The organism is Laspinema olomoucense D3b, from assembly GCF_025370785.1.
GTDB classification, from domain to species: Bacteria; Cyanobacteriota; Cyanobacteriia; order Cyanobacteriales; family Laspinemataceae; genus Laspinema; species Laspinema olomoucense.
Map to the genome: position 1 here is coordinate 14,087 of NZ_JAMXFA010000055.1, position 21,758 is coordinate 35,844.

Here is a 21,758-nt window from a genome sequence, read left to right on the forward strand (position 1 = left end):
AGGAGTTTAAGGGAGAAATGGACGGGGTAAAAATCCTCCGGGGTGATGTTCGGCTTTTATTTGGGATTGGAGGTTCGCACTAAGGCCGGGGCATCGAGAATTAAGATCACCCGACCATCCCCGATTTCAGTGGCTCCAGAAATGCCGAGGACTTGAACAAAGGGGTCGTTTAGGGGGCGGACGACGATTTCTTGTTGTCCGATAATGCGATCAACGGCAATGCCGACGGTACTGGGGCCACTGCCTACAATCACGATCCGTAAGGAGGAGTGCGTTTTAGAGGGGTCTTTGCCGGAAAATCGCGACGGTTGGCGGGTTAAAACGGCAGGATTTCCAGGGGATTCGGTGGCGACAGGGGGACTGGAGTTGGCCCTAGGGGAGAGAGGGGACTGTTGCCGATTCCGGGAGTCAGAAGGGGTTAATTCCAGGGGGGTTAAGTCAAACAGGGATTCCAGGCGCAATAGGGGAATGACTCGGCCTCGGTATGGAATCATTTCGGTCTGTTCAAATACGGTGACGGCACTGGATGAGAGGGCGATCGCCTCGCGCACTGAACTTTGTGGGATGGCGTAGGTTTCGCGACAGACGCTGACGAGAAAGGCATCGGCGATCGCCAAGGTCAGGGGTAATTCAATAATAAATCTCGTTCCTTGACCGATCGAACTTTCAAAGGTGAGGGTTCCACCCAGTTCCTGAATGGTATTTTTAACGATCGCCATCCCCACTCCTCGACCACTGGCTAAATCCGCCACATCTCGGGTGGAAAACCCAGGGGTGCAAAGAATCTCTAAAATAGTCGTGGGATCATAACCCTGATGCAGCAGATTTCGGCTCTCGCAATTGGGTAACAACCCTCGCGAGTATGCCCTCTCCATCACCTTGGGTTGATCAATCCCAATCCCATCATCTTCGATTTCGATCACCACCATCTCCCCACAAGTTCTGGCTCTCAGGGCGATTTTTCCCTCGATGGGTTTGTCCGCTTTTTGCCGCTCCTCGATGGTCTCTAACCCATGACTCACGGCATTTCTGACTAAATGCAACAGCGGATCCATCATCCGCTCTACCACAAATTTATCAATTTCGGTTTCCTGTCCGCTAAATTCGACCCGGACTTGTTTCTGCGTCTCCCGCACTAGATCTCGCACGACAAATTGCATCCGGGCAAAGATTTCCCCGATGGGCACTAACCTCACCCGCATCACTCCTTCCCGTAAATCCCGCAGTTGCCGTTCCAGGATTTGGTTGATTTCAATTAAGGGACGCAAGTCGGCGAGGGGAATTTTCTCTTTCATGCGCGTGAGGCTATCTTCCAGTCGCGCCCGGGTAATCACCAAATCCCCCATCATCCGCATCAATTCATCTAATTTGGGGAGGTCTACCCGGACTACGTTGGAACTCTGACCCATTAAGGGCGCTGTCGGGGTGAGCGCCAAGACTGGGGTCGGGGTTTCTTCCCGTTCAGTTTTGGGGTTGATCTCGCCGGATTTGGCCGGTTCTGGTTCGGAAGCGGCACGCGGCTCCACAGAGGGGGTGGGGGTGGAATCCGGGGGTGCTGGTTCCGGGGACTGGGGTAACCCAGGGGGAGTCTGCTCAGTCTCCGGGGAGGATGAATCAAGATAGGGACTCCAGGCGAGTCCATCGTTTTCCCACCCCCTAAAGGCGCTCACATTCATGCTGCTGACGATTAGAAAATCAAACTCGATTTTTCCCTCTCGGGTCATTCGAGGTGCGGCATAAATTAATTCCCCTAGACTTTGCAGGCGATCGCGGATTTTATTGACGTTAATGCCATTATTCGAGAGTTGTGGCGTGGGTACGAAAATAAAGTGCCACGCGATCGCTCCTGGGGCGAGTACCGCCCGCTCCAAGTGGGTGATTTCTTCCGCTTTAAGTTGCAGTTTTGGAGTCCTTGACTCTTCTACCACCGAGGGTTCGGGTTCGGTTTGGGGAATTACAGCCCTTAAAGAGGCGATCGCTGGCTTAATATCCGGGGACGCCGTTTTGTTGCGATGAGATGCAATGGTTTGCTCTAGCCCTTTCGTTCCTCCCAGTAAGGCATCAAATCCTTGGGGACTCAGCATCACTTCTTGATCCCGCAGTACCCGCAAATAGCTTTCCATTTCATGGGCTAATTCTTCTGCATCTTTGACGCCGACCATACCGGATAACCCTTTCAGGGAATGAAAGCTGCGAAACAGTTCATTTAAAATAGAACGCTCAATTTTCTGTTTTCCCACAAACGGTTCAATCGCCAACAATTCTCGACGCACCACCGTTAAATGGTCTTCGCATTCGGCAAAATAGTCTTCTAAGAAATCTGCAAAAAAATTGGTAGGGTCTGGGTGGGTAGACACGAGGGGTTTTCTCTCTTTTATATCTTAGGACTCACGTGATGAATGAGATTTTAGACGGGAGAAGGGGGACCGCCATTGAGAATAGGGAGAATGGGAGGGATGGGGGAGAGAATTTAATGCGTCAGTAAATCATGAACTTGGCCTGAAAGGGATCTCGGTTCAAAGGGTTTGGTTAAATAACAGGCTGCTCCCGCTTGGATGGCTTCACTCCGACTCCCTTCATCCCCTTTAGTGGTTAAAATTACAATGGGTGTGGCATTGTAGCTGGGATGTCCCAGCACGAATCTCAACACTTCCAGCCCGTGCATATCCGGCATATTCAAATCTAAAATCATCAAATCAAACGGAGCAACCGCTAATTGTTCTATCGCTTCTAGCCCATTCCCAGCTTCCTGAAATGTCACGTTGGTTAAGTCTCGCAGGGATGCGATTACCATTTTTCTCATCGTAGCGGAATCATCCACAACTAAAATCCGTTTCATCGTTTCTTTCTCCTTGAATGGATGCTGTTATTAAACCTAAAAAGTGGGATTTTTACCCCTTAGCGAAAATTTAAGATGTTGAGCGGTTAGGATTTTGATTCCGGGTGTGCTTGTCCCGTTCCTGAATGCCCAATCGTTCTTTTTTTATGAGTTGCTGAAATTTATTATAGCCCACCAGCGCTCCTCGGGCTTTGTAAATTTTATATACTTTTCATGGAGCAACGTATGAGACTCTAGTCAATGAGAGCGTCCAATTGACCTTGGACTAACTCTTTAACTATTTTCTCATGTTCTTTTCCAAATGGGGCGATTTCTTCAAAAAATGCAACAATATCCTTAGAGCTTTCTAAAATTGCCAATTTCTTCGCATATCCCGGGACCTGCTGTCAGAGTCGGGGATGAGGGAGTAGAGTCGGGTTCAAATCCGCTCGTTCCTTTGTCGGCTCCTGTCCCTCCGCTGCAATTCCCTCGGGAGGAGGTTTTTTGGCTCTGCTCGTTCCGTTGTTTGAGTTGGATTTAGGCGCTTTTTAAGACTTGATTAGTCTTTAACTTCTCAGTTAACCCCTTGTTTTGAAAAGTTCCTCTTTTATTTTATTGGGGGAAATTTTTGCAATTTTCCAGATTATAGAGTGCTATAAAACATTTTTTTTGACTATAATACTCTAATTCTATACGCAATTGAGGGGTAGGTTTATGAAATTAATAAAAATTTAATTATCTAGGAAATGCACCCAGTTGAACAACATTTTGGTTTGGAAAGAGGAGGAGTCGATTGTGGCGATCGCAAGGCGGGTGCAACAGAGGGTTTCATGTTTCTATAAACTGGGGAAATCACCGCAGCAATGAGTGGTAGTGGTACGGCTGATTCAAGGATTTATTCGGAAAAAACCCCAGGTTATCTCCCCAAGGCGATCGCCTTGGGGACCCAGAAGGTACAGGCTGGGAACTACAAAGGGAGCTTTGGGAAAAATTTGTAGCCTTTAGCACCCTATCTGGGCCAAAAACCTAATTTCTCGTCCCTTGTCTGCGCTCCTGTACCCCTGCTCTAGGGGCGAAAAATTACCCTTGCCATCCGAGGGCGACTGCTTCCATACTCAGAGAATAGGTCAATGCGTAACACTCAAGGGACCCCACAAGCCATGCCAACTCCTGTAACCAACCCATCCCAATGGGGTGAACCGGCGATCGCCAATGCCGATATCCAATTGCTGGTTCTCGATATTGATGGCACCATTGCCGGAGTCTCGAATCAAATCACCCAATCGGTGAAAGAAGCGATCGCCGCAGTCCAGAGAAAAGGCATCCCTGTAGCGATCGCCACGGGACGGATGTATCGATCTGCCCTCCGGTTCCACCAGGAAATTGTCTCCCCCTTACCCTTAATCGCTTACCAAGGGGCATTAATCAAAGACCCCGCTACGGAAATCCTTCATTACCACACCCCAGTTGCATCGGAAATCGCCCTAGAATTATTAGACTACTTTGATGACTCCACCGTGCGATCGCAGCTTTCAGTTCACTGCTATATCGACGATTGTCTCTACGTTCGCGAACTCACCGCAGACAGCCAAGCTTACGGCGATCGCACCGGAGTGACACCCATTCCATTAGGCGACTTGCGACCCCTAATCGCCGCATCCGCCCCCACAAAACTCCTCGCCCTGAGCCAAAACACCGCTTTAATCGACGAATTGCTGCAAGCCTTTAGCTTACGCTATACCCCCACAGAACTCTACCTCACCAAATCTCATACCACCTTCCTAGAAGCAGGAAATCCAGCGGTGAATAAAGGCGCTGCCGTCCGTTATCTCGCCGAAGATATCCTCGGACTCTCGTCGGCGAATGTTATGTGTATTGGGGATAATTTTAATGATGTGGAAATGCTGCAGTATGCCGGTATCGGGGTGGCGATGGGTAACGCCCCCGAGGGCGTCAAAGCTCTCGCCGATTGGGTGAGTCCCTGCGTAGAGGAAGAAGGAGTAGCGCGGGCGATCGAGCGGTTTTTGCTGTAAGTGCGAGGAACGGGGGAGGATGGGGAGGATGGGGAGGATGGGGAGGATGGGGAGGATGGGGGAGGTGGGGAGGATGGGGGAGATGGGGGAGATGGGGAGGATGGGGGAGGTGGGGAGGATGGGGGAGATGGGGAGGATGGGGGAGATGGGGGAGATGGGGAGGATGGGGGAGAAACTGGAGCAAAGGGAGATGGAGCCTCGTGAGTGAGTTGCTGCCGACTCACGCCCTAAAGTAGGCTGTGCTTCCTTTGTAGCAGGCGCTTAAGCCCCAAGAAGTACATATCACGGCAAAGCCATGATAGGAGAGCAGCAGCTACTATCCCTCATCCTCCCGATAAACCTATAGGTTTTTATAGAGTTTTAAAAATTTGCAGCAGAAAGGGCACCGACGACTGGCCGTGTTTCGTCTCGGTGCCCTTATCTGGTTCGCTCCTCACACACCTGTTAATATATCGAACCCAAGCGGATTTGTCATCCCCCTCAAAAAACTTTCTTGAGAATTTTGTGACATTTTTTTGAGTTCTGATTCCCAGACGGAGGCATCCGGGCTAAAGTTCCAGGGGGGCAAAACTACTCAATTCTTTTTCTAGTAAGCGTTTCAGCAATTTTTGAGTGAGGGAAATTAACCCCAATCTGGCTTGGGCTAAATCAGGATCCTGGGATGGCACGGATCCCAAAATTTGACATTGAGCGTAAAAAGTCAGGAAATCCTGACTTAAGAGGGTAGCAACAGCAAATCGGCTAGTAATTTGGGATGAAGAAACGGGAGAACTGAAGGCGTCTAGGGTGGCGATCGCCCGGGAAATTAAGGCGCGTTCCGCAGGATGATGGGTCTTAAGGTGGGTTGGGGACTCCAACCAGGGGATGAGGTTTGGAGCAGTCACGGAGGCAATACCGGGATGGGCGGGGGTTTCCAGGGTAATCAGGCCCTCTCGCTGGGCCAACCGTAACAGGGCGCAACATCGAGCATGGGCGTACTGAATCGGAAATAAATCGAGGGACTCAGCGGGGCGCAAGGGTCCCGGGTCCGGAGTGGCGTCCGGTTGGAGGTCCCAAGCGATCGCCTGTTGTAACCAAATCGCAATCCCGGGGTCTGTCAGTTCGAGGTACAGTTTGCCCGGAGGAATCACGCTCAGGCTCCAGTGGTGGGACCGAATGGGAAATGCTAAGTTTGGGGGCCTAGAGTCCGGGAAACCCTCGGCGATCGCCTGGGCAATTTCCATCGGAGGCATAGACCCCTGTTTCGCGAGTTGTAGGGCGACTGGGGAAATATAAACGATGCTTTGGGTGTCTTTAGCGCGATAGAGGGGGATAGACGGGGGCACAGGCGGGGGGACTGATGCACCTGAGCGATCGCCTGATGCTAAACGTGAGGTAATTGCTTGTTGGAGTTGGGCTAAAAGTTGCGGGGCGATCGCCAAGGGTTCAACCATGATCAAGTGAGCGGGTGAGAGAGTCGGTTGAGCGAGTCCGGTGGGGTCCCCAGCACAATTAGAGAGCCCAAGCCATCCCATGCATTACCGGGCAAAACTGGGTAAAAAGTAACCGGACAAGTCAGGGGGGGTTAAGTAATATTGGCTACCCTAATTTCTGGATCCCAGCTTATTTTAATATGAACCGAGAACCGTTACAGCGCGATCGCTCCAAACCGATGACCCATTATCCTGAACTCTCCAGTGTCTTAACTCCCCTCACCCTGTTTCAAGGCCGAGTCGGTTTAGGCTCTCGGAATCACGAAGGGTACGGATGGGGCAAAACCCGCCTATTTTTATGAGGTTGACCCAGACTCATTGTCAACGTTATCAACGATTTTTCAAAGTTTATGACGTTTTAGAGAAGGGAGTATTTGCATCGCCACCGCATCATCTGCTTTGGTGCGTCGAGCCAAACTCTGCACAAATTTTAGGTATGTATTCATCTGAACCGGACCAACCCTCTCGGCCTTTTTTAACTCAACAAGCGATTTTGGAGTGGGCTGAACAACACTATCGATGTCGGACCTTTCGGAAAGAAGAACGAATTCCCACCCGTCCTGGGTTAGTATATTTAGTGATATCAGGAGCCGTCCGGTTAGTGGGAATTACCAAAGATAGCCCCAGTTCCCTCCCGGTTGCATCCCGGAAAAGGACGGGGGACAATCTCGCTCCCGCCGACTTGCCCCGGGTGGAAGTCGCCACCCCTGAGCGATCGCCTAGGCTATCTGGAACCCCTAGGGAATTTCCGGCTCAAGGCTTGAAACTCAATACCCTCCCCGTCCTAGGGGAAGACAAAGGGGAAAACGCCGAAACCTTTTTAGGGTTTGTGAGTCAGGGTCAACCCTTTGAAGTAGCCAGCGAGACGTTTTTTACTTTTGAAGCCTACGCTCACATTGACAAAACCTCGGTGATGTGGATGTACTGGCCGGACTTAGATCAGTGGCCGTTATTTCGACAACAGGTCCTGGATGCGTTTCGGTATCAACACCAGCGTAAGCTGCTGTGGTTGGGAATTTTGGGCCAGCGACGCACGATCGCCAGACTGTTGGGCTTTTTGACCTTACTGATTGAAGAACATGGTCAAGGGATTGGGGATGAGCCAGAAGAAGAGGGGGTAAGTGGGTATTACCTGCCTTGGAATTTAACTCACGCTCAGATTGGCAGTGCGATCGGTTCAACTCGGGTGACCGTAACACGATTAATGGGCAAATTACGGGCAGAAGGTTTGATTCAAGTGGGGGAGGGTAACTTAATTGGGTTACCCCCCCGGTAACGGTCTCTTACCCGTTTTAACCCACACCTGGCGTAGGCGTTCCCTTGGGAAAGGGTGTGGGTTCGGACTCCCCGAACCCCGGTCCCGATTAGACGCTCCCATTTTTGAGGGCATCTAGAAGAATTTCGGTGGCGGATTCGTATAAGGGTAAGGTGATGCTAAACGTCGAGCCTTGATTGGGGTGAGATCTGAAAGAAATCCATCCCCCGTGGAGTTCGACTAATTTTCGGGTAATGGCTAACCCCAGACCACTGCCTTGATATTTGCGAGTGAGAGAGGAATCAATTTGGGAGAAGGGAGAAAACAACCTCGGACGATCGCGCTCGTCAATGCCAATCCCCGTATCCCAGACCACAAAGTGAATCCAATCATGATGCCGAGTGAGCGTGTTCCGCACTGGCTTGGATATGGCCTTGTCTGCCGCTTGTGACTTCTCATCCCACCCCTCGGGAGTTTCATCGGCACTAGAGCGATAAATTTTTAACCCTACCTCACCTTCGGGGGTGAATTTAATGGCATTTGTGAGAAGATTTAGGAGCATTTGTTTAAGCCGACGCGGGTCAACTACCATACATTCGAGGGAGGGGTCTACTTCCATCTGAAACTGTAAGCCGTGATTAGCGACTCGCTCTTGAATCAAGCTGACGAGACCTTGACAAATATCACAAATATAAACCAGTTGGGGTTCGAGTTCCAGGCGATCGGCTTCAATTCGGGAGAGGTCGAGGATATCATTAATTAGGGATAACAAGTGTTGTCCGCTGGTATGAATCCGGTCGAGGTAAATTTTTTGTTTACCGTTTAATGAACCAAAGGATTCTTCTAGCAGGACGCTGGAGAAGCCGAGAATGGCGGTTAAGGGGGTGCGGAGTTCGTGCGAGGTGGTGGCGATGAACTCTTCTTTGAGTCGGTTGATGGCGGCTAGTTCTTGATTTTGCTCTTGCAGGCGCTGCCATTGGTGACGAAATTCACTCACATCTCGGGCGATCGCAATAATCCGATGGATTGAGCCGGTTTCGTCGGAGATGGGAGAGTACACGGTTTCTACGGTTTTGTTGCCGATGGGGAAGCTGATCTCGTGACTGACTAAAACGCGATCGCCTGTTTCATAGACATGATGCAGCAGGGGTTCGATCGCCTCAGCGGCGTTTGCACTCAGTTCTCGATTGGTTTTTCCGATGATCTGTTCGCGAGTGAGACCAAAGAAGGCAGCACCTGCTGCGTTAATCGATAGATAACGCAGTTGGGTATCATATTCCACAAAGATATCACTGGACTGACGCAGAAAAGACCGAAAGTAGTCCGCACTCAGCCGGGAGGACTCTTCCTTTCTCAGCAAGCGGGCTTGGCGGATGGCGATCGCACAAACTTTGGCGACTTGCTTTACCAGTTCGATCTCGTCGCCATCAAAGTCTTTGTGTTGGGGTTGAATGATGCCTAATGCGCCGAGGGAACCGCTATCGTCCGCGATCGGAACCAGAGTTTGTTGAAAAAATAGGTTCTGGGGGGACTCGTGGAACTTCTCATCTCCAGGTAGGGGGCGCTCTCCGATTTCCTCACAATTTACCGCCTCTAAGACACAAAGTTCCCCCTGTAAGAGGACAGTCCGACAGTCCGGGGAGAGCTGGTTAAAGTCCAAGCGCGTCGCAATGGGCAACGCTTTTTCTGAAAGCGGGTTGAGAAACGATGCCTGGGCCTGATATACTCCTTGTTCCTCATCCCACAACAGAGCATGACAGCTATCTACCCCGAGAGTTTCCACGATCCCTTGGACAGCGGCACTGATTACACTGTTTTCATCGGTGGCACTGCTGAGGGTTTCGGTTAAGTGGCGAATCAGTTGCTCGAATTGGAGCGATCGCGCTAGGGTAGTGGTTCTCTGCTGTACTCGATCTTCGAGTTCCCGAGCGTAGGTGCGTAATTGTTGGACCAGATTGGCTTGTTCGATCGCGATCGCCATCTGAGTGGCGACTGCTTGCACCAGTTGCTTTTCGTCCGTCGTCCATTGTCGGGGACCATGACAGTGATGGACAACCAGCAATCCCCACAGGCTAGAAACACTCGGAGATTTGAGAAGATTAGTATCAATCTCGGCAATTTCCCCCGTCGAGTTGGGAAGTTCTCTCACGCCGAGATTATCCGGTATAATAGAATCTTCCTTATTGCGTCCAATGGCGACTCCCATAAAACTACGAACTTGAAATTGGTTGAGCATTTTTCGATGGCAATCGCTCAGGGCAGCACTTTGAGTATCGGGAATTGAGCCAAGACGTCCATTCCGATAAGCATCTTGATGGGCTAGGGGCATACAGTCCGCTGGAAACCACTGTCCCTTAATGGATGGATAGGGCGTTTGCACATCTTCAGCGATACAAACGCCACTGCCATCGGCCAAAAACTGGAAGGCAAGGGCGCGATCGGTGTCTAGAGCTTGTCTGAGACCCTGGACCCCCAGTTTTAAAATGGTGGGCAGATCGAAAGTGGAGCGGATTTTAGCGGAAATTCGACTTAGAAGCATTTCCCGCGATCGCCGCTGTTGGATTTCCTGTTCAGCGCGGGCGCGATCGCTCAAATCCGTGACAAAGGTCATAATATAGCTCTCGTCCTCTTCTTCCCCCACCAGGCATAGGGTCACCTCTGCTGCCAGGAGGGAACCATTGGCGCAGATGTAACGCTGACGTAGGGTTTGCCGTTTTACGCCCTCTCGCACCATTTGTTGAATCAGTCGCAACAATGCCGCAAAATCTTCGGGATGGGAAATTGCGCGGGAATCTAAATAGCGCAGTTGACTGGGACTATACCCCGTCATTTGACAAAAGGCTGGATTAGCTTTGAGGATTCCGCCATCCATGCTGTGGTAAACAATTCCCGTGGGACAGTCCCAAAACACCCCATCAAAGCCGGGATTGGGAAACGAGATCCACGATGACTGAGGAGCGATGTAGTCTTGAGTTTGCTTATGGGTTACAGGCGATCGCAAAGCCTCTCTCCCCCAGGAAAATCGCCGGTTTTGAGCTATCCTCTCCCCTAAATGGTCAGACTCGACCAAGTTAGCACTCTCTTGGGTAACGGCGATGGACGAGTCTTGGGAAGAAATTAAATGGAGCGTATGTAACCAAAACCGCCGCAATACCCGCTCATCATTTTCTAGATCCACCGCTTCCAAACCGCAACAGTGAGGGACGGCTGTCGCCAGGGTTGAGCTTCTGAGCAACTCAACGATCGCCTCTGGGTCGAACACAACTGATACTCTACTACGCTGCTCATTCCGTTCCTCAATGGCTGCAAATTCTTTCCCTGTGTGTGCTTGCTCCAGTTCCACTTGAATCCAGACATTCAGATGGGAACTCAGGGCCAGGATGCTCGTTTCCACTCCCCCCAGGGCAATCACCGGAACCGGCGCAAATCGTTGGGGCTTACCCAACGGATAGTTGGGCTGACTGGAAGCATTCGGCATCGATTGCACCTCCACTTCAGCTACGGAGAACCGGCTTGGCGTCATTCCCGTTTTTGCCGGATATGTCCCGACTCCAGATTCCACCTTCTCAGGAATCCTCTGCTCAGTTTTATACCAAATTTCTTGTAGGGTTTGACACCGTTCTAAATTGTCGCCCACCACTAATAAAGCCCGTAACCACCCACTGCTTTCTAGGGCATGGCGGAACAGTTGAAATAAAGACAACAAATGTTCACCATCCAAATAGAGGATGATTTGGCTGGGTAAACGATGATTCATATTTATTTTAGAATTGGCAGTTTTCATAGTTTTAGAGAGAATTGGGCCGATTTGTTCAATTTGGGTTTTGACTAAGTTAATGATTCCCTAACTGATCCGCAGTATTTAAAAGATTGCCCTAATGACTTTAAATGTAATGTTTCTTTACAAAAAAGAGTAAAATTTCACCCTAGACAATAAGCATAAAAGCTGGGGTAATCCCTCAACCTATTGTCAAAATAAGTTAACAAATTGTACCCACACAACCCACCCCTTTTACCCTTGCCCATCGTCTCGACTGTTGTCTACATGACCTAGGGACAGGGAAAAATGTTCAGGTTTGAGGCGATCGCCTCCGACACCATCATGCGAACCCACCTGAACCTTACGACCCCTACCATCTTCTCCATCTTTACTGTACTCCATTTAGCCCCAATTAGAAGAAGTTGCCTGAAACAGGAGGGTATTTCTTATAATCTAGTGCAGGTCAAGGTTTAGGGTGTAGCAATCTCCTCAATTCATGGCACTACAGTTCACCTTCCCAAGTCGTCATCTGTCCGATGAGTTGTTTTCCCCACCCTTTCGGGACTTTCCCCTTCTTGAAAGCGGCGATCGCATTGCCATCAGTCTAGCAACCCCGATATGCTGGTCGTGATCACACTGACTCCAAAAGCGGCAAGGAGTGGACCAAGTTACTACCTGATAGAGTCAAGTAGATTCTCCGATTCCTTGATCCACTCCCCAGCCTAGAACCATTCGGGCTTCTCATTGTACTAGAAACTTGCAGGATTTTACCATTCCGCTCCCTCCTTTCCATCGGACTGCTCGCCACAATTTTTTGCTGAAGCAATGCTCATATCTATTTAGGGCTACCTTAAGTCCGTCAATGACATTTCTTTGCCCCAGCTTCTCTCCTATAAACCCCTCCTATAAACCCATCTATAGCAGTCTTAAATCCTCTTAAATCCGGTACTGAACAGCACAAAACCTATTTGTAAGCGCAGGGCTTTTGTGTTCCAAGCCTGCCTACCCTTCACTTAAGAAAAAACCCCGACTTTCCACCCCAATTGGCTAGGGATTGTGTCATAATTCCCATGTTGAAACATGGGAAGGGGGAGCATCTTGCTCCCTGGCTTTATTACCAATCATTTAAGGTTGCTCTAGCCTCTAGTGCAGTCGGAAACTATCCAAAAGGTTTACTGAGAACTGATCCGGATGATGCAAACCCACCTGTACTTTGGCTTAGGGGGTGAGTACAGCAGCCCGGAGACCAACTGGAGTGGGTTACAAAATATAAGTAGGGTCGTATCAACAGGGTCGGCCAAAACCTACACCCAGGCAGGGAGAGGCTATCCGGACGGAACCTCTCCTACCTGGGTAAAGAGTAAATAAATCTTTGACCAGCGGATTTGCTATAAGTCTCCGGTAGAAAGCAATCGTCAGAAAGGGTCAAAGTGTTGTATCTCACGCTTGAGCAAAATGGGTAGAGTGACGAGTCCCAGATTTGGGATTAGACGTCTTGCAAAATAATTTTAGGCTAGGCTAGAACCTTTGACCCCTTGTCGATGGCTGGTACAATCCTAACTCAACCCACTGGTCATTAGCCCATTCATTCCACCTGTCACCTAAAATCGACTAGACTTTCCAGCAGAACCCATATTTTTTTCGTAAGAGGTCTGTAGAGTTCGCCAGGGAACTAAGATCTATAATTGTTCTTTAAAAGAACCCGGTTGTTCAGCGGGTTTTTGAGTGTACCACCAAGCCCAAGCAATTAGGACAGCCTGAAAAGGCAGTCTAGCCCAGTAAAGCCAAGGATGATGAGGAATACCTTCAATGGGAATACTATTAAGCGCCTGATTGATATTAGCGGGAAAAACCGCGACAAACAGAGCAATCAGTCCCCAGGCAGCCGCAACGCTTACAAAGGGAATCAGTAAGCCAATTCCTCCTAAAATCTCGAAAAACCCACTAATGTAGACCAACTCAGTCGGGTAAGGTAATTGAGGCGGCACAATTCTGACATATTGATCGGGTGTAGTAAAGTGTGTAATGCCTACTACGATGATAGCCACCGCTAAGACAACCCGGAGAATTTCTTTAAGCAGATTGGGCGTGTTGTTGTTTGAAGTCATAGCGTCAAAGAGAGAACTTAACACAACCGTAGCAATCTCTGTTTATCCTTACCTCTACCTTGAGTATTATTACAGAGCGCACCAAAATGGTAGAGGTCTCTAAGAGACTCCCCACCTGTATCTAGCTACTCTGTAAGGGTGGTAGTTGTGTCGGAGGCGGGGGAGGCGAAGTTCAATCAACCGGGTTAAAGTGGAGGGGATAGGCGAGGGATGAAGAGTTTCCGCAGCAGCTTGAAGTAAGAACAAGGGAGCGATCGCTTGTTCTTATGCAGCCCGTCACCATCGGAATGCCCTTCCATAAAAAAAGTAAAAGTTTAAAATTGACATACAACAATTTGCGTTGGAGTAAAGGCAATGACCGTTTGCATCGGCACTTCAGGTTGGAGTTACGACCATTGGGAAGGTGTGCTTTATCCCTACCAGTTAGCGGCGCGTTCCCGGCTTGATTACTACATTCAGCACTATCAAACTGTGGAAGTTAACAGCACTTACTATCGATGGCCCCAGGATGCAGCTTTTACTAACTGGCAGCGCCGCCTCCCCGAAGGATTTCTGATGACTGTAAAAGCGCCCCGTGGGTTAACGCACTCCCAGCGTCTTTACTCCCCAGAAAACTGGCTGACGCGGATAGGCAGGGGACTCGAATGCCTGGGCGATCGCCTGGGTATTCTGCTTGTCCAGCTTCCTCCCAAGTTCGGCTGCGACTTGCCCCGCCTAACCTACTTTCTGGAGCAAATACCCCCCTGGATAAAAGTAGCGATCGAATTCCGACACCCAAGCTGGCACATAGAAGAGGTATTTTTGCTCCTAGAGCGCTTTGGAGTAGCTTACTGCGTGATGAGCGGAGCCAACCTGCCTTGCATCCTCCGGGCGACAGCGCCTTTCGTATATGTACGGCTTCATGGCCCTGATCCCCACTCCCTCTACGGCGGCTCCTACTCAGATGAGGATTTGTCCTGGTGGGCTTCGCGTCTTGGCGAGTGGGAAAGTCAGGGGCACAGCGCCTTCGTCTACTTCAATAACGACGGCGGCGGAAATGCCGTGAGGAATGCTTCTACGTTAAAAACTTTTTTGGAGAATGGGATTTTTTGAAAAGTTTATTTTTTACATTTTTACTCCTAAAAAGCCACAATAAAAATAAAAATGGGAGGTTGTAGGCTTTACAAAAAAAATAGAATCGAGATTCCTTTTTTGAAAAAAAGAGGTAGTAAAAATATTAATTAATAAGCTTCTTAAAATCTGGAAATTTTTGTTAAGTGGTTTTCAAAATCTTCGCCGCCGTTAGGGGAGCATCTCAACTTAGAACATTTCACCCCCATCCCCTTGCTAAGGGGATGGGGGCAGGGGGGTGAGGTCAGGCTTTCGTGCCGTTCCGGAGATGATTCCGCCGTTAGGGTCTCCGTTGTAATGGTTTGTCAGCACTTTACAATTAGGAGCTAGAGCTGGGAGCTAAAATTTCGTAACTTTAAATTATAACAGAGATTTTTTTTCCAGAGGGCTATTAAAAATCCTTCGTCCTGAACTCCTAATCAGCAGTGAGCGAGTATTAACGAATCCTCACAAAACCAGCTTGTTCGATTAAGGCTTGTCCCTGTTCTGTGAGGAGGAGTGCAGCATAGGCTTCGGCGAGTTGTTGGTCAATTTGACCGTTTTCTTTGATGATCACAAATAAGCGGCGAGTGAGGGGATATTCTCCACTTTGAAAGGCTGCGGCATTGAGTTGATTTCGCCGGTTTGGACAATCTTGGGGGGGGACGAAGGGTTCTCGATAGGGAGGAATGAGGCGATCGCTTTTTCCGGCGATCGCAATGGGGGTGACGCTACATTGTCCGACAATCTCTGGGGCCGAAGCATAGTAAATTCCCCCCAGACGACTGCCCACTTCTCGTAATGCTAGGGTTGTGCTAGGCATAAACTGCACATTGCTCCCAAATGCCTCCCCACCCATCACATTCTGCATAAAAAATTCAATTGTGCCACTGTTTTCCGGACGGCGAGAATAGGGGACAATCTCTACATCGGGTCCTCCCACTTGACTCCAATTCCAGATAGCCCCTGTATAAATTTCTTTAAGTTGAGTTAAGGTTAATCCAGGAATATTTAAGTCTGGATTGACTGCTACTGCAATTCCATCCAGGGCGACTGGAATCGCTTTTAGAGTAAATCCTAACTGTTGCGCTTTCTGCTGTTCTTCCTCTCTAATTGAGCGAGAGGATTGAGCAAAAACTAGCTGATTATCTAACATCATTTCAATTCCGGTCCCAGAACCAGAGGGTCTCGTCGGATGCTGGGTATAGCGCAATTTAAACTGAGGCAAAACCATTTGAATCACCGGATCTACGGTTCCCCGAATCGGTGCCCACGTGGTGCTGCCGCCATAAGTTGCTAGTCCCGAGGGCAGGTTGGAAACTTCGGCAAAACTGCCAATTCTAGCCTCAGGATCGAATCGATAGGGGGCTTGGGATGGAGAGGAAGTCCCTTCCAATGGTAAATTATCCGCTGCAAAGGGTGTGCCGAATCCTCGGATTAAGCCCCAAATAATTCCCCCGGCTAAACTGACGGTAACTAGGACGGTTAAGACTAAAATTGTTGTTTCGTTTTTCAATGACATTGCTAATAATTAAATTGGGCTGAGGTGGAAGGCGGGAGTCAGATAAAGTGAGTAGGGTTTCCCTGGCTGAGGGTAGATGTCCATCATATAATTACACCAATTGCTATTTACAAATAAGAGCTTCAAGGGTTGAGGGTTGATTTGATTATTTTTTAATTTCAATTAAAACAAAATTTGGTGGTTTAAAGCAGGTAAGTGTTTTTGTCTTAACGAGGGTAGGGGTATTAATTTTAGGGTAAATGGATTATAATACTCTAGCGATTAATTTAGAAACTAGCCGGAATAGGGCGGTAAATGCGACTGCACAACAACTGGCAAAAATTGGAATAAATAAGATAGCTTCCCAGAAAAATGCCTGATTAAAAGTGGGAATGAAGAAGACAATTCCCAAGGTAACCAGGGCGAGGATGAGTAAATCATACTTTTCAATAAAGCGACGATGTTGAACAAAAATCAGGGCAGTTAATATCAGTAACCAGGCGATCGCGGCGATCGCTGGTGCTAATCCCAAACTTTGTAACAGGATTAACAGTAGGCCCCCTTCAAATCCGGTAAAGGCTGCTCCTCGTAAGACTTCTAGGGTGGAGAAGTGGGGGGACCGCCATTGAGATGGGGAGGATGGGGGGGATGGGGAGGATGGGGAGGATGGGGGGGATGGGGAGGATGGGGGGGAAATGGGGGAGTGGGAGGTATAATTGAGGGCGGTTAGGACTTCTTGGGCGGATTGGAAGCGCTGACTGGGGGTAGAGAGGAGGAGGCGGTCCAAAATATTGGCGAAGCGATCGCTCACAGTAGCTTGAGTTCGCCAATTCCATTCATTGCTGTAGGCATCGAATAACTCCTGGGGTTCTTTGCCGGTGAGTAACATAATGCAAGTCACCGCCAAGGCATATAAATCCGTTGAGGGGAATACGGTGCGCCCTGCCATTTGTTCTGGAGGAGCAAACCCCATTGAATAAATGCCGGTGGAGCGTCCAGTGCTAGTCACGCCGGGGGCTTGGGTTACTTGTTTGACTGCCCCAAAATCTAATAAATAGAGGCGACCATTGGTTTTTGACCGCATGATATTCGAGGGTTTGATATCTCGATGAATCGTGTCATTTTCATGAACAAAGGAAAGAATTTTTAGAATTTCTACAAACACTTCTTGGACTTGTTCCTCGGTGAAATTTCCTGTAGATTTTAATTCTTCTTGGAGATTTTGACCTTCAATAAACTCCTGAACTAAATAAAAAAATTGGTCTTTTTTGCCGGGAACTGGGCTAGAAATTTCTAGGGGAAAAAACGCCATTAAATCAGGGATTTGGGGGTGTTTGTTGCCGAGGCGATCGAGGACTTCAGCCTCCCGTTCAAAGAGGGTATGGGCGATCGCCAACTGTTGGGGACCCAGATCCCCCGCCGGTTGAAATTGCTTGACTACACAGGTTCGCATTGCCGGGGTGCGGCGATCGCGAGCCAGAAAAGCTGCCCCAAAGCCCCCTTGACCCAGTAAACGCACGGGGAGATACCGACCATCTAAAATCAACGGCATCCCACAAGTCGTACAAAATTTTTGCTGGATCGTTTTGAGGGTCGTCGCATCATCAAGATCTGCAAAACTATTTTGAGGCCGCAAGCAACCCGGACGAGTGCAGTAAATTTCCATATCAAATGCCGTAAGTTTAACGAACAGATTTTAGATTTCAGATGCTAGATTTGATTGAGCCGCGTTGTCCAATCGGGTCATCTAAAATCTAAAACCTGTTTAGCTAATCGTTGAATTGGTCGAAACGGGTTTAAGGGATTCTACCTCCATAAATTCCAGATTTTTTTCAAGGGAGCTGTCCACCCAAGGTTGAGTTGAGAACTGGGGTAAAATTTCTTGACTAAACGCTTCGGCAGCTTTAGAACGATACCGATTGGGATTATAAATCACCGAAAGCATTCGCTTAACCACCACTCCTTCAATAGCAGAGCGGTGGAGAATGCCCATTTGCAACTCTTTTTCGATGGCCGAAATCGAAACAAAAGCGGCTCCTAAACCGGACTGAACTGCATTTTTAATGGCTTCAATCGAATTGAGTTCCATCTCCAATTTGAGACGGCGCGTATCAATATCACAACGAGTGAGCACTTGATCAATGACCTTACGAATGGTCGATTGGGAGTCCAGAGCGATGAACTGTAACTTATAAAGGTCTTCTTTTTGAATTTTTTCGAGTTTGGCAAAGGGATGAAATACCGGCAGAATCAAAGCTAGTTCATCTTCCGCATAAGCCTGAATTTCTAGAGAGTCTTGGAGTTCGGGGGGGACTTCACCGCCGACGATCGCCAGGTCGATTTGTCCATTCGCCACACTCCAAGCGGTACGCCTGGTAGAATGAACGTGCAATTGGACTGCTACATCAGGATACTTCTGCCGAAACATCCCAATCATCCGGGGCAGAAGATAGGTCCCGGTGGTTTGGGAAGCCCCGACAATTAAGGTACCACCTTGAAGATTTTGCAAATCCTCGATGGCGCGACAGGTTTCCTGACAGAGGGTCAGAATTTTTTCGCCATAACTGAGCAAGAGATGCCCAGCTTCCGTTAGTTGAGCGCGACGCCCCCCTCGATCGAATAATGGCACATCCAACTGCCGCTCTAGGTTTTGCACCTGTAGGCTGACGGCGGGCTGAGAAACGTATAAGCTATCTGCCGCACGTTTAAAGCTTCCCTCAGCGGCGATCGCTTTGAGAATGCGTAACTGATCTAAAGTAAAAGGTAGATCGGACATACTGCTAAACCTGAAAGGGGCAAAGGGTCTGATGGCAACCGACGGATTAACATCTATGGGCAGGGAATGGGCAGGTTCAATTTGCTATGGGATGAATCAATCTCGGCTGGCGAGGGAAAATAGCAGAACTTGCCATTCTAGTCCCCGATAATCAGTGGTCAGGTTGTATTGGAGTTTACCAAATCGCCAGAGATAGCCCTATCTACGATAAAAGCAAAACTAGGTGGCGATCGGCGATCCCGTCAAAGCAGAGAGTGCGATCCCCTCTGTCATAAATTATGATCCCCTGCTAATGGAGATCGGATAACTGACTCAGTTTATCTTATAGTTGAACTGACGAACCCACCCATATCAGGGTGATTCATCGGTCAGTGGGATACAGAATCCACCCCGAGAGGATAAAATCCCCATCGCTTTTTCTGAGTCGATGCCTTAAAATGTTTTTCACCTCCGCCGAGCTTAGGGCATCGGTTCCGGTATCTGTGGCAATCGGAACCAGCCGGGTCAGGGTTTGCGGGGGTTCGTTGGAGTTGGATATTTGGAGTGGGAAAGAGCTTGGGATGTTCTCAGATTGGTTGACTTCTAGCCATTTTATAATGATCGGCCTATTGTTCGGGTTTGCGATCGCCCATAGTGGATTAGCCGCCCTGCGTCCTCGGGGAGAACAACTCATCGGCCCCCGATTATACCGAGTTTTGTTCGCTCTGGTTAGTTTACCCTTCGCCGTGGTGCTGATTATTTATTTCTTTAACCACCGCTACGATGGCTTACAACTGTGGCAAGTTCAGGGCGTCCCTGGGGTGATGCCCTTAGTCTGGACCCTCTCGGGGATTTCCTTTCTGTTTCTCTACCCGGCGACGTTTAATTTATTAGAAGTTGCCGCGATCGCCAAGCCTCAAGTGCACTTATTTGAAACAGGAATTATTCGAATTAGTCGGCATCCGCAAATGGTGGGTCAAGTGATTTGGTGTCTTGCTCATACCCTGTGGATAGGGACTTCCTTTACCTTGGTAACCTCCATTGGCTTAGTATTGCACCATTTATTTGCCGTTTGGCATGGCGATCGGCGCATGAAAGCCCGGTATGGAGAAGCCTTTGAAGCAGTTAAAGCTCGGACTTCAGTGATCCCCTTTCTGGCGATCGCCCAGGGCCGTCAAACCCTCAAATGGGATGAATTTCTACGTCCCGCCTATCTCGGCGTTACAGTGTTTACCCTCGGTTTCTGGTGGGCGCACCCCTTGTTAATCAGGGCCACCAGTAATGTGCCTTGGTAAGGGGGAGATAGGGGAGATAGGGGAGATAGGGGAGATGGGGGAGATGGGGGAGATGGGGGAGATGGGGGAGATGGGGGAGAATTGGGAGATAGGGGAGATGGGGGAGAGGTGAATCAATTTTAAATAATTGCTTTTAAATCCAGACTCGCTTCGTTGAGTTGCTCAGTGCTTTCTCGGGTATTGGCAATGCCTTGGACTGTTTCTTTGGCGCCGACATTCAGCGAATTCATTGCTTCAACCACTTGCTCGATCGCGGTAACTTGTTGTTGGGCGTTCCAGGCGATTTGTTGAGAACTCATCACCACATCACTGATAGAATCCCGAACGCCATTCAAGGCATCGGCGGTTTCTCGGGCGATATTTACCCCAAGATCAACGGTTTTTGTCCCTTCATGGGTGACGAGGACCGTAGAATGAATCGCACCCTGGATATCGCTGACTAAAGTATTAATTTTATGAGCAGATTTTTGGCTTTGGTCCGCCAGCTTGCGGATTTCGCTGGCAACCACTGCAAAGCCTTTCCCTTGTTCCCCCGCTCGCACGGCTTCTACTGCTGCATTTAAAGCTAACATATTGGTTTGATTGGCAATTTCACTGACCAATTTGGAAATATTTCCAATCTGAGCCGTTTGTTGGCTTAGTTGTAAAATTTGCTGGGCGATCGCCGTGACTTTTTCTTTTAAAATTCCCTGGGTTTCTAGGCTGCGTTCGACGGATTGGGTGCCGATTTGTGTCAAATGCAGTGCCTGCCGTGCACCGGCAGCGGAGGACTGAGCTTGTTCAGCGGATTGACGGGATGAAGCTTCCAGTTCGTCCATTGTGGTCGTGGTTTCATTGACTGCAGTGGCGACTAGAGCAGTGCTGTGTTCTTGTTGTTCTAAAGTGCCAGCAATTTCTATGGAGGAGTTTGCAATGCGGCTGACTGCCTGCTCAATGGTGCGGGAAATTTCGGATGAAATTCCCAAAGCGGCGATCGCAGAGAACCCCAGACATAGAACCGCGCCGAACACTAACGCTATGGTTAAACTATTGATGGCGTTTTTGGCTTCAGCAGTTGCCTCATTTAAAATATCCTCCTCGGCCTCATTAAATTCCCCACTCAGTTCTATAAAATTGTCGATATATTTCTGTCCCTCCCCCGTTTTAAATAGGGCCATTGCCTCCGGAAGTTTGTTTTGATTGACTAAAGTAATAATTTTTTGCGAAAAATTATAATACTGTTTTTGATTTTGAATAATCTCCTCAGTTCGTTGGAGTTGTTTAAAATCTTGTAGGGTATTTCTGGCCCTGATTGCCGCTTCATTAAATCGAAGATTTGCTTCGGTATATTGAAGCAGGGACTCTTCGGTACTAAAAAGCAAATATCCTCGGAGAGCCTTTACCATATCTCGATAATTATCGTCCATGACTTGGGCAATTTTGATAGTATTTTGAGTTAACTCCACTTGTTGAAAAGTTTCGTAAATTTGAAGAATTTTAATGTAAACAAATCCACTTAGAATAAAAAATAGTAAAACGGGTATAGAATACCCAAAAATCATGCGATTTCTTAATCTCAACTGGTTCAACATAAGAATAAGGAGGAATGTGAATGACTAGGGCGTCGGTTCAGTACCCATGCTTGACAAAACGATTCAACTATGCATAACTGAAATTGACGAACCCATTAAAT

General features: G+C 48.7%; 18 protein-coding genes. 7 read left to right on the forward strand and 11 right to left on the reverse strand.

The window, feature by feature from the left end; genetic code table 11:
- Positions 1-56: 56 nt before the first annotated feature.
- The 3 genes from NG792_RS29035 to NG792_RS26245 all read right to left on the reverse strand — a co-directional run bounded on the left by NG792_RS29035 (position 57) and on the right by NG792_RS26245 (position 3,198).
- Positions 57-2,357 carry a chemotaxis protein CheA gene (locus NG792_RS29035; RefSeq protein WP_261237373.1) on the reverse strand — a complete coding sequence of 767 codons (2,301 nt, stop codon included), beginning with the start codon at positions 2,355-2,357 and terminating at the stop codon, positions 57-59.
- 113 nt (positions 2,358-2,470) lie between these two features.
- Complete coding sequence (locus NG792_RS26240; RefSeq protein WP_261198128.1) at positions 2,471-2,839, reverse strand: response regulator; 369 nt, start codon at positions 2,837-2,839, stop codon at positions 2,471-2,473.
- Between the two features lie 233 nt (positions 2,840-3,072).
- On the reverse strand, positions 3,073-3,198 hold the full coding sequence (locus NG792_RS26245) for a hypothetical protein (protein ID WP_261198129.1): 126 nt from the start codon (positions 3,196-3,198) through the stop codon (positions 3,073-3,075).
- 750 nt (positions 3,199-3,948) lie between these two features.
- Between NG792_RS26245 and NG792_RS26250 the strand changes: the two genes are divergently transcribed.
- Both NG792_RS26250 and NG792_RS26255 read left to right on the forward strand, forming a co-directional pair.
- Positions 3,949-4,851 carry a Cof-type HAD-IIB family hydrolase gene (locus NG792_RS26250; protein WP_317619199.1) on the forward strand — a complete coding sequence of 301 codons (903 nt, stop codon included), beginning with the start codon at positions 3,949-3,951 and terminating at the stop codon, positions 4,849-4,851.
- On the forward strand, positions 4,852-5,055 hold the full coding sequence (locus NG792_RS26255; protein WP_261237375.1) for a hypothetical protein: 204 nt from the start codon (positions 4,852-4,854) through the stop codon (positions 5,053-5,055).
- Positions 5,056-5,399: 344 nt separating this feature from the next.
- On the opposite strand, the gene NG792_RS26260 is transcribed toward NG792_RS26255, so the two are convergent.
- Positions 5,400-6,365 (reverse strand): DALR anticodon-binding domain-containing protein, encoded by a 966-nt coding sequence (locus NG792_RS26260; RefSeq protein ID WP_261237376.1) that lies wholly within the window; start codon positions 6,363-6,365, stop codon positions 5,400-5,402.
- Positions 6,366-6,463: 98 nt separating this feature from the next.
- On the opposite strand from NG792_RS26260, the gene NG792_RS26265 reads away from it, so the two are divergent.
- Together NG792_RS26265 and NG792_RS26270 are read left to right on the forward strand one after the other, a co-directional pair.
- A complete protein-coding gene (locus NG792_RS26265) occupies positions 6,464-6,625 on the forward strand; it encodes a hypothetical protein (RefSeq protein ID WP_261198132.1) in 162 nt (53 codons plus the stop codon).
- 134 nt (positions 6,626-6,759) lie between these two features.
- Positions 6,760-7,599, forward strand: a complete 840-nt coding sequence (locus NG792_RS26270; RefSeq protein WP_261198133.1) for a Crp/Fnr family transcriptional regulator — start codon at positions 6,760-6,762, stop codon at positions 7,597-7,599.
- 88 nt (positions 7,600-7,687) lie between these two features.
- Here the strand turns inward: NG792_RS26270 and NG792_RS26275 are convergent, their stop codons facing one another.
- Both NG792_RS26275 and NG792_RS26280 read right to left on the reverse strand, forming a co-directional pair.
- Positions 7,688-11,335, reverse strand: coding sequence for a sensor histidine kinase (locus NG792_RS26275; protein ID WP_261237378.1), 3,648 nt, complete (start codon positions 11,333-11,335; stop codon positions 7,688-7,690).
- Between the two features lie 255 nt (positions 11,336-11,590).
- On the reverse strand, positions 11,591-11,740 hold the full coding sequence (locus NG792_RS26280) for a hypothetical protein (protein ID WP_261198135.1): 150 nt from the start codon (positions 11,738-11,740) through the stop codon (positions 11,591-11,593).
- Between the two features lie 94 nt (positions 11,741-11,834).
- Here NG792_RS26280 and NG792_RS26285 point away from each other — a divergent pair, with 94 nt between their 5' ends.
- A complete protein-coding gene (locus NG792_RS26285) occupies positions 11,835-11,969 on the forward strand; it encodes a hypothetical protein (protein ID WP_261237379.1) in 135 nt (44 codons plus the stop codon).
- 1,048 nt (positions 11,970-13,017) lie between these two features.
- Here the strand turns inward: NG792_RS26285 and NG792_RS26290 are convergent.
- A complete protein-coding gene (locus tag NG792_RS26290; protein ID WP_261201876.1) occupies positions 13,018-13,446 on the reverse strand; it encodes a DoxX family protein in 429 nt (142 codons plus the stop codon).
- 354 nt (positions 13,447-13,800) lie between these two features.
- Between NG792_RS26290 and NG792_RS26295 the strand changes: the two genes are divergently transcribed.
- The gene (locus NG792_RS26295; protein ID WP_261237380.1) at positions 13,801-14,538 is read left to right on the forward strand and encodes a DUF72 domain-containing protein; all 738 of its coding nucleotides are present in this window, start codon (positions 13,801-13,803) and stop codon (positions 14,536-14,538) included.
- Positions 14,539-14,992: 454 nt separating this feature from the next.
- On the opposite strand, the gene NG792_RS26300 is transcribed toward NG792_RS26295, so the two are convergent.
- The 3 genes from NG792_RS26300 to NG792_RS26310 form a co-directional block, all read right to left on the reverse strand.
- Positions 14,993-16,057, reverse strand: coding sequence for a PstS family phosphate ABC transporter substrate-binding protein (locus NG792_RS26300; protein ID WP_261201874.1), 1,065 nt, complete (start codon positions 16,055-16,057; stop codon positions 14,993-14,995).
- Positions 16,058-16,301: 244 nt separating this feature from the next.
- On the reverse strand, positions 16,302-17,702 hold the full coding sequence (locus NG792_RS26305; protein WP_261237381.1) for a protein kinase domain-containing protein: 1,401 nt from the start codon (positions 17,700-17,702) through the stop codon (positions 16,302-16,304).
- Between the two features lie 99 nt (positions 17,703-17,801).
- Positions 17,802-18,812, reverse strand: coding sequence for a LysR family transcriptional regulator (locus NG792_RS26310; RefSeq protein ID WP_261201872.1), 1,011 nt, complete (start codon positions 18,810-18,812; stop codon positions 17,802-17,804).
- A gap of 560 nt (positions 18,813-19,372) precedes the next feature.
- Between NG792_RS26310 and NG792_RS26315 the strand changes: the two genes are divergently transcribed.
- Positions 19,373-20,086 (forward strand): NnrU family protein, encoded by a 714-nt coding sequence (locus NG792_RS26315; protein WP_261237382.1) that lies wholly within the window; start codon positions 19,373-19,375, stop codon positions 20,084-20,086.
- Between the two features lie 119 nt (positions 20,087-20,205).
- On the opposite strand, the gene NG792_RS26320 is transcribed toward NG792_RS26315, so the two are convergent.
- Positions 20,206-21,657 carry a methyl-accepting chemotaxis protein gene (locus NG792_RS26320; protein WP_261237383.1) on the reverse strand — a complete coding sequence of 484 codons (1,452 nt, stop codon included), beginning with the start codon at positions 21,655-21,657 and terminating at the stop codon, positions 20,206-20,208.
- Between the last annotated feature and the right edge of the window lie 101 nt (positions 21,658-21,758).

Excerpts from the sequence above, each read along its gene's own strand:
- NG792_RS26240 (WP_261198128.1), bottom strand. The coding sequence starts at position 2,839 with ATGAAACGGATTTTAGTTGTGGATGATTCCGCTACGATGAGAAAAATG.
- NG792_RS26250 (WP_317619199.1), top strand. The coding sequence starts at position 3,949 with ATGCGTAACACTCAAGGGACCCCACAAGCCATGCCAACTCCTGTAACC.
- NG792_RS26260 (WP_261237376.1), bottom strand. The coding sequence starts at position 6,365 with ATGGGATGGCTTGGGCTCTCTAATTGTGCTGGGGACCCCACCGGACTC.
- NG792_RS26265 (WP_261198132.1), top strand. The coding sequence starts at position 6,464 with ATGAACCGAGAACCGTTACAGCGCGATCGCTCCAAACCGATGACCCAT.
- NG792_RS26270 (WP_261198133.1), top strand. The coding sequence starts at position 6,760 with ATGTATTCATCTGAACCGGACCAACCCTCTCGGCCTTTTTTAACTCAA.
- NG792_RS26275 (WP_261237378.1), bottom strand. The coding sequence starts at position 11,335 with ATGAATCATCGTTTACCCAGCCAAATCATCCTCTATTTGGATGGTGAA.
- NG792_RS26280 (WP_261198135.1), bottom strand. The coding sequence starts at position 11,740 with ATGGAGTACAGTAAAGATGGAGAAGATGGTAGGGGTCGTAAGGTTCAG.
- NG792_RS26285 (WP_261237379.1), top strand. The coding sequence starts at position 11,835 with ATGGCACTACAGTTCACCTTCCCAAGTCGTCATCTGTCCGATGAGTTG.
- NG792_RS26290 (WP_261201876.1), bottom strand. The coding sequence starts at position 13,446 with ATGACTTCAAACAACAACACGCCCAATCTGCTTAAAGAAATTCTCCGG.
- NG792_RS26295 (WP_261237380.1), top strand. The coding sequence starts at position 13,801 with ATGACCGTTTGCATCGGCACTTCAGGTTGGAGTTACGACCATTGGGAA.
- NG792_RS26300 (WP_261201874.1), bottom strand. The coding sequence starts at position 16,057 with ATGTCATTGAAAAACGAAACAACAATTTTAGTCTTAACCGTCCTAGTT.
- NG792_RS26305 (WP_261237381.1), bottom strand. The coding sequence starts at position 17,702 with ATGGAAATTTACTGCACTCGTCCGGGTTGCTTGCGGCCTCAAAATAGT.
- NG792_RS26310 (WP_261201872.1), bottom strand. The coding sequence starts at position 18,812 with ATGTCCGATCTACCTTTTACTTTAGATCAGTTACGCATTCTCAAAGCG.
- NG792_RS26315 (WP_261237382.1), top strand. The coding sequence starts at position 19,373 with ATGTTCTCAGATTGGTTGACTTCTAGCCATTTTATAATGATCGGCCTA.
- NG792_RS26320 (WP_261237383.1), bottom strand. The coding sequence starts at position 21,657 with ATGTTGAACCAGTTGAGATTAAGAAATCGCATGATTTTTGGGTATTCT.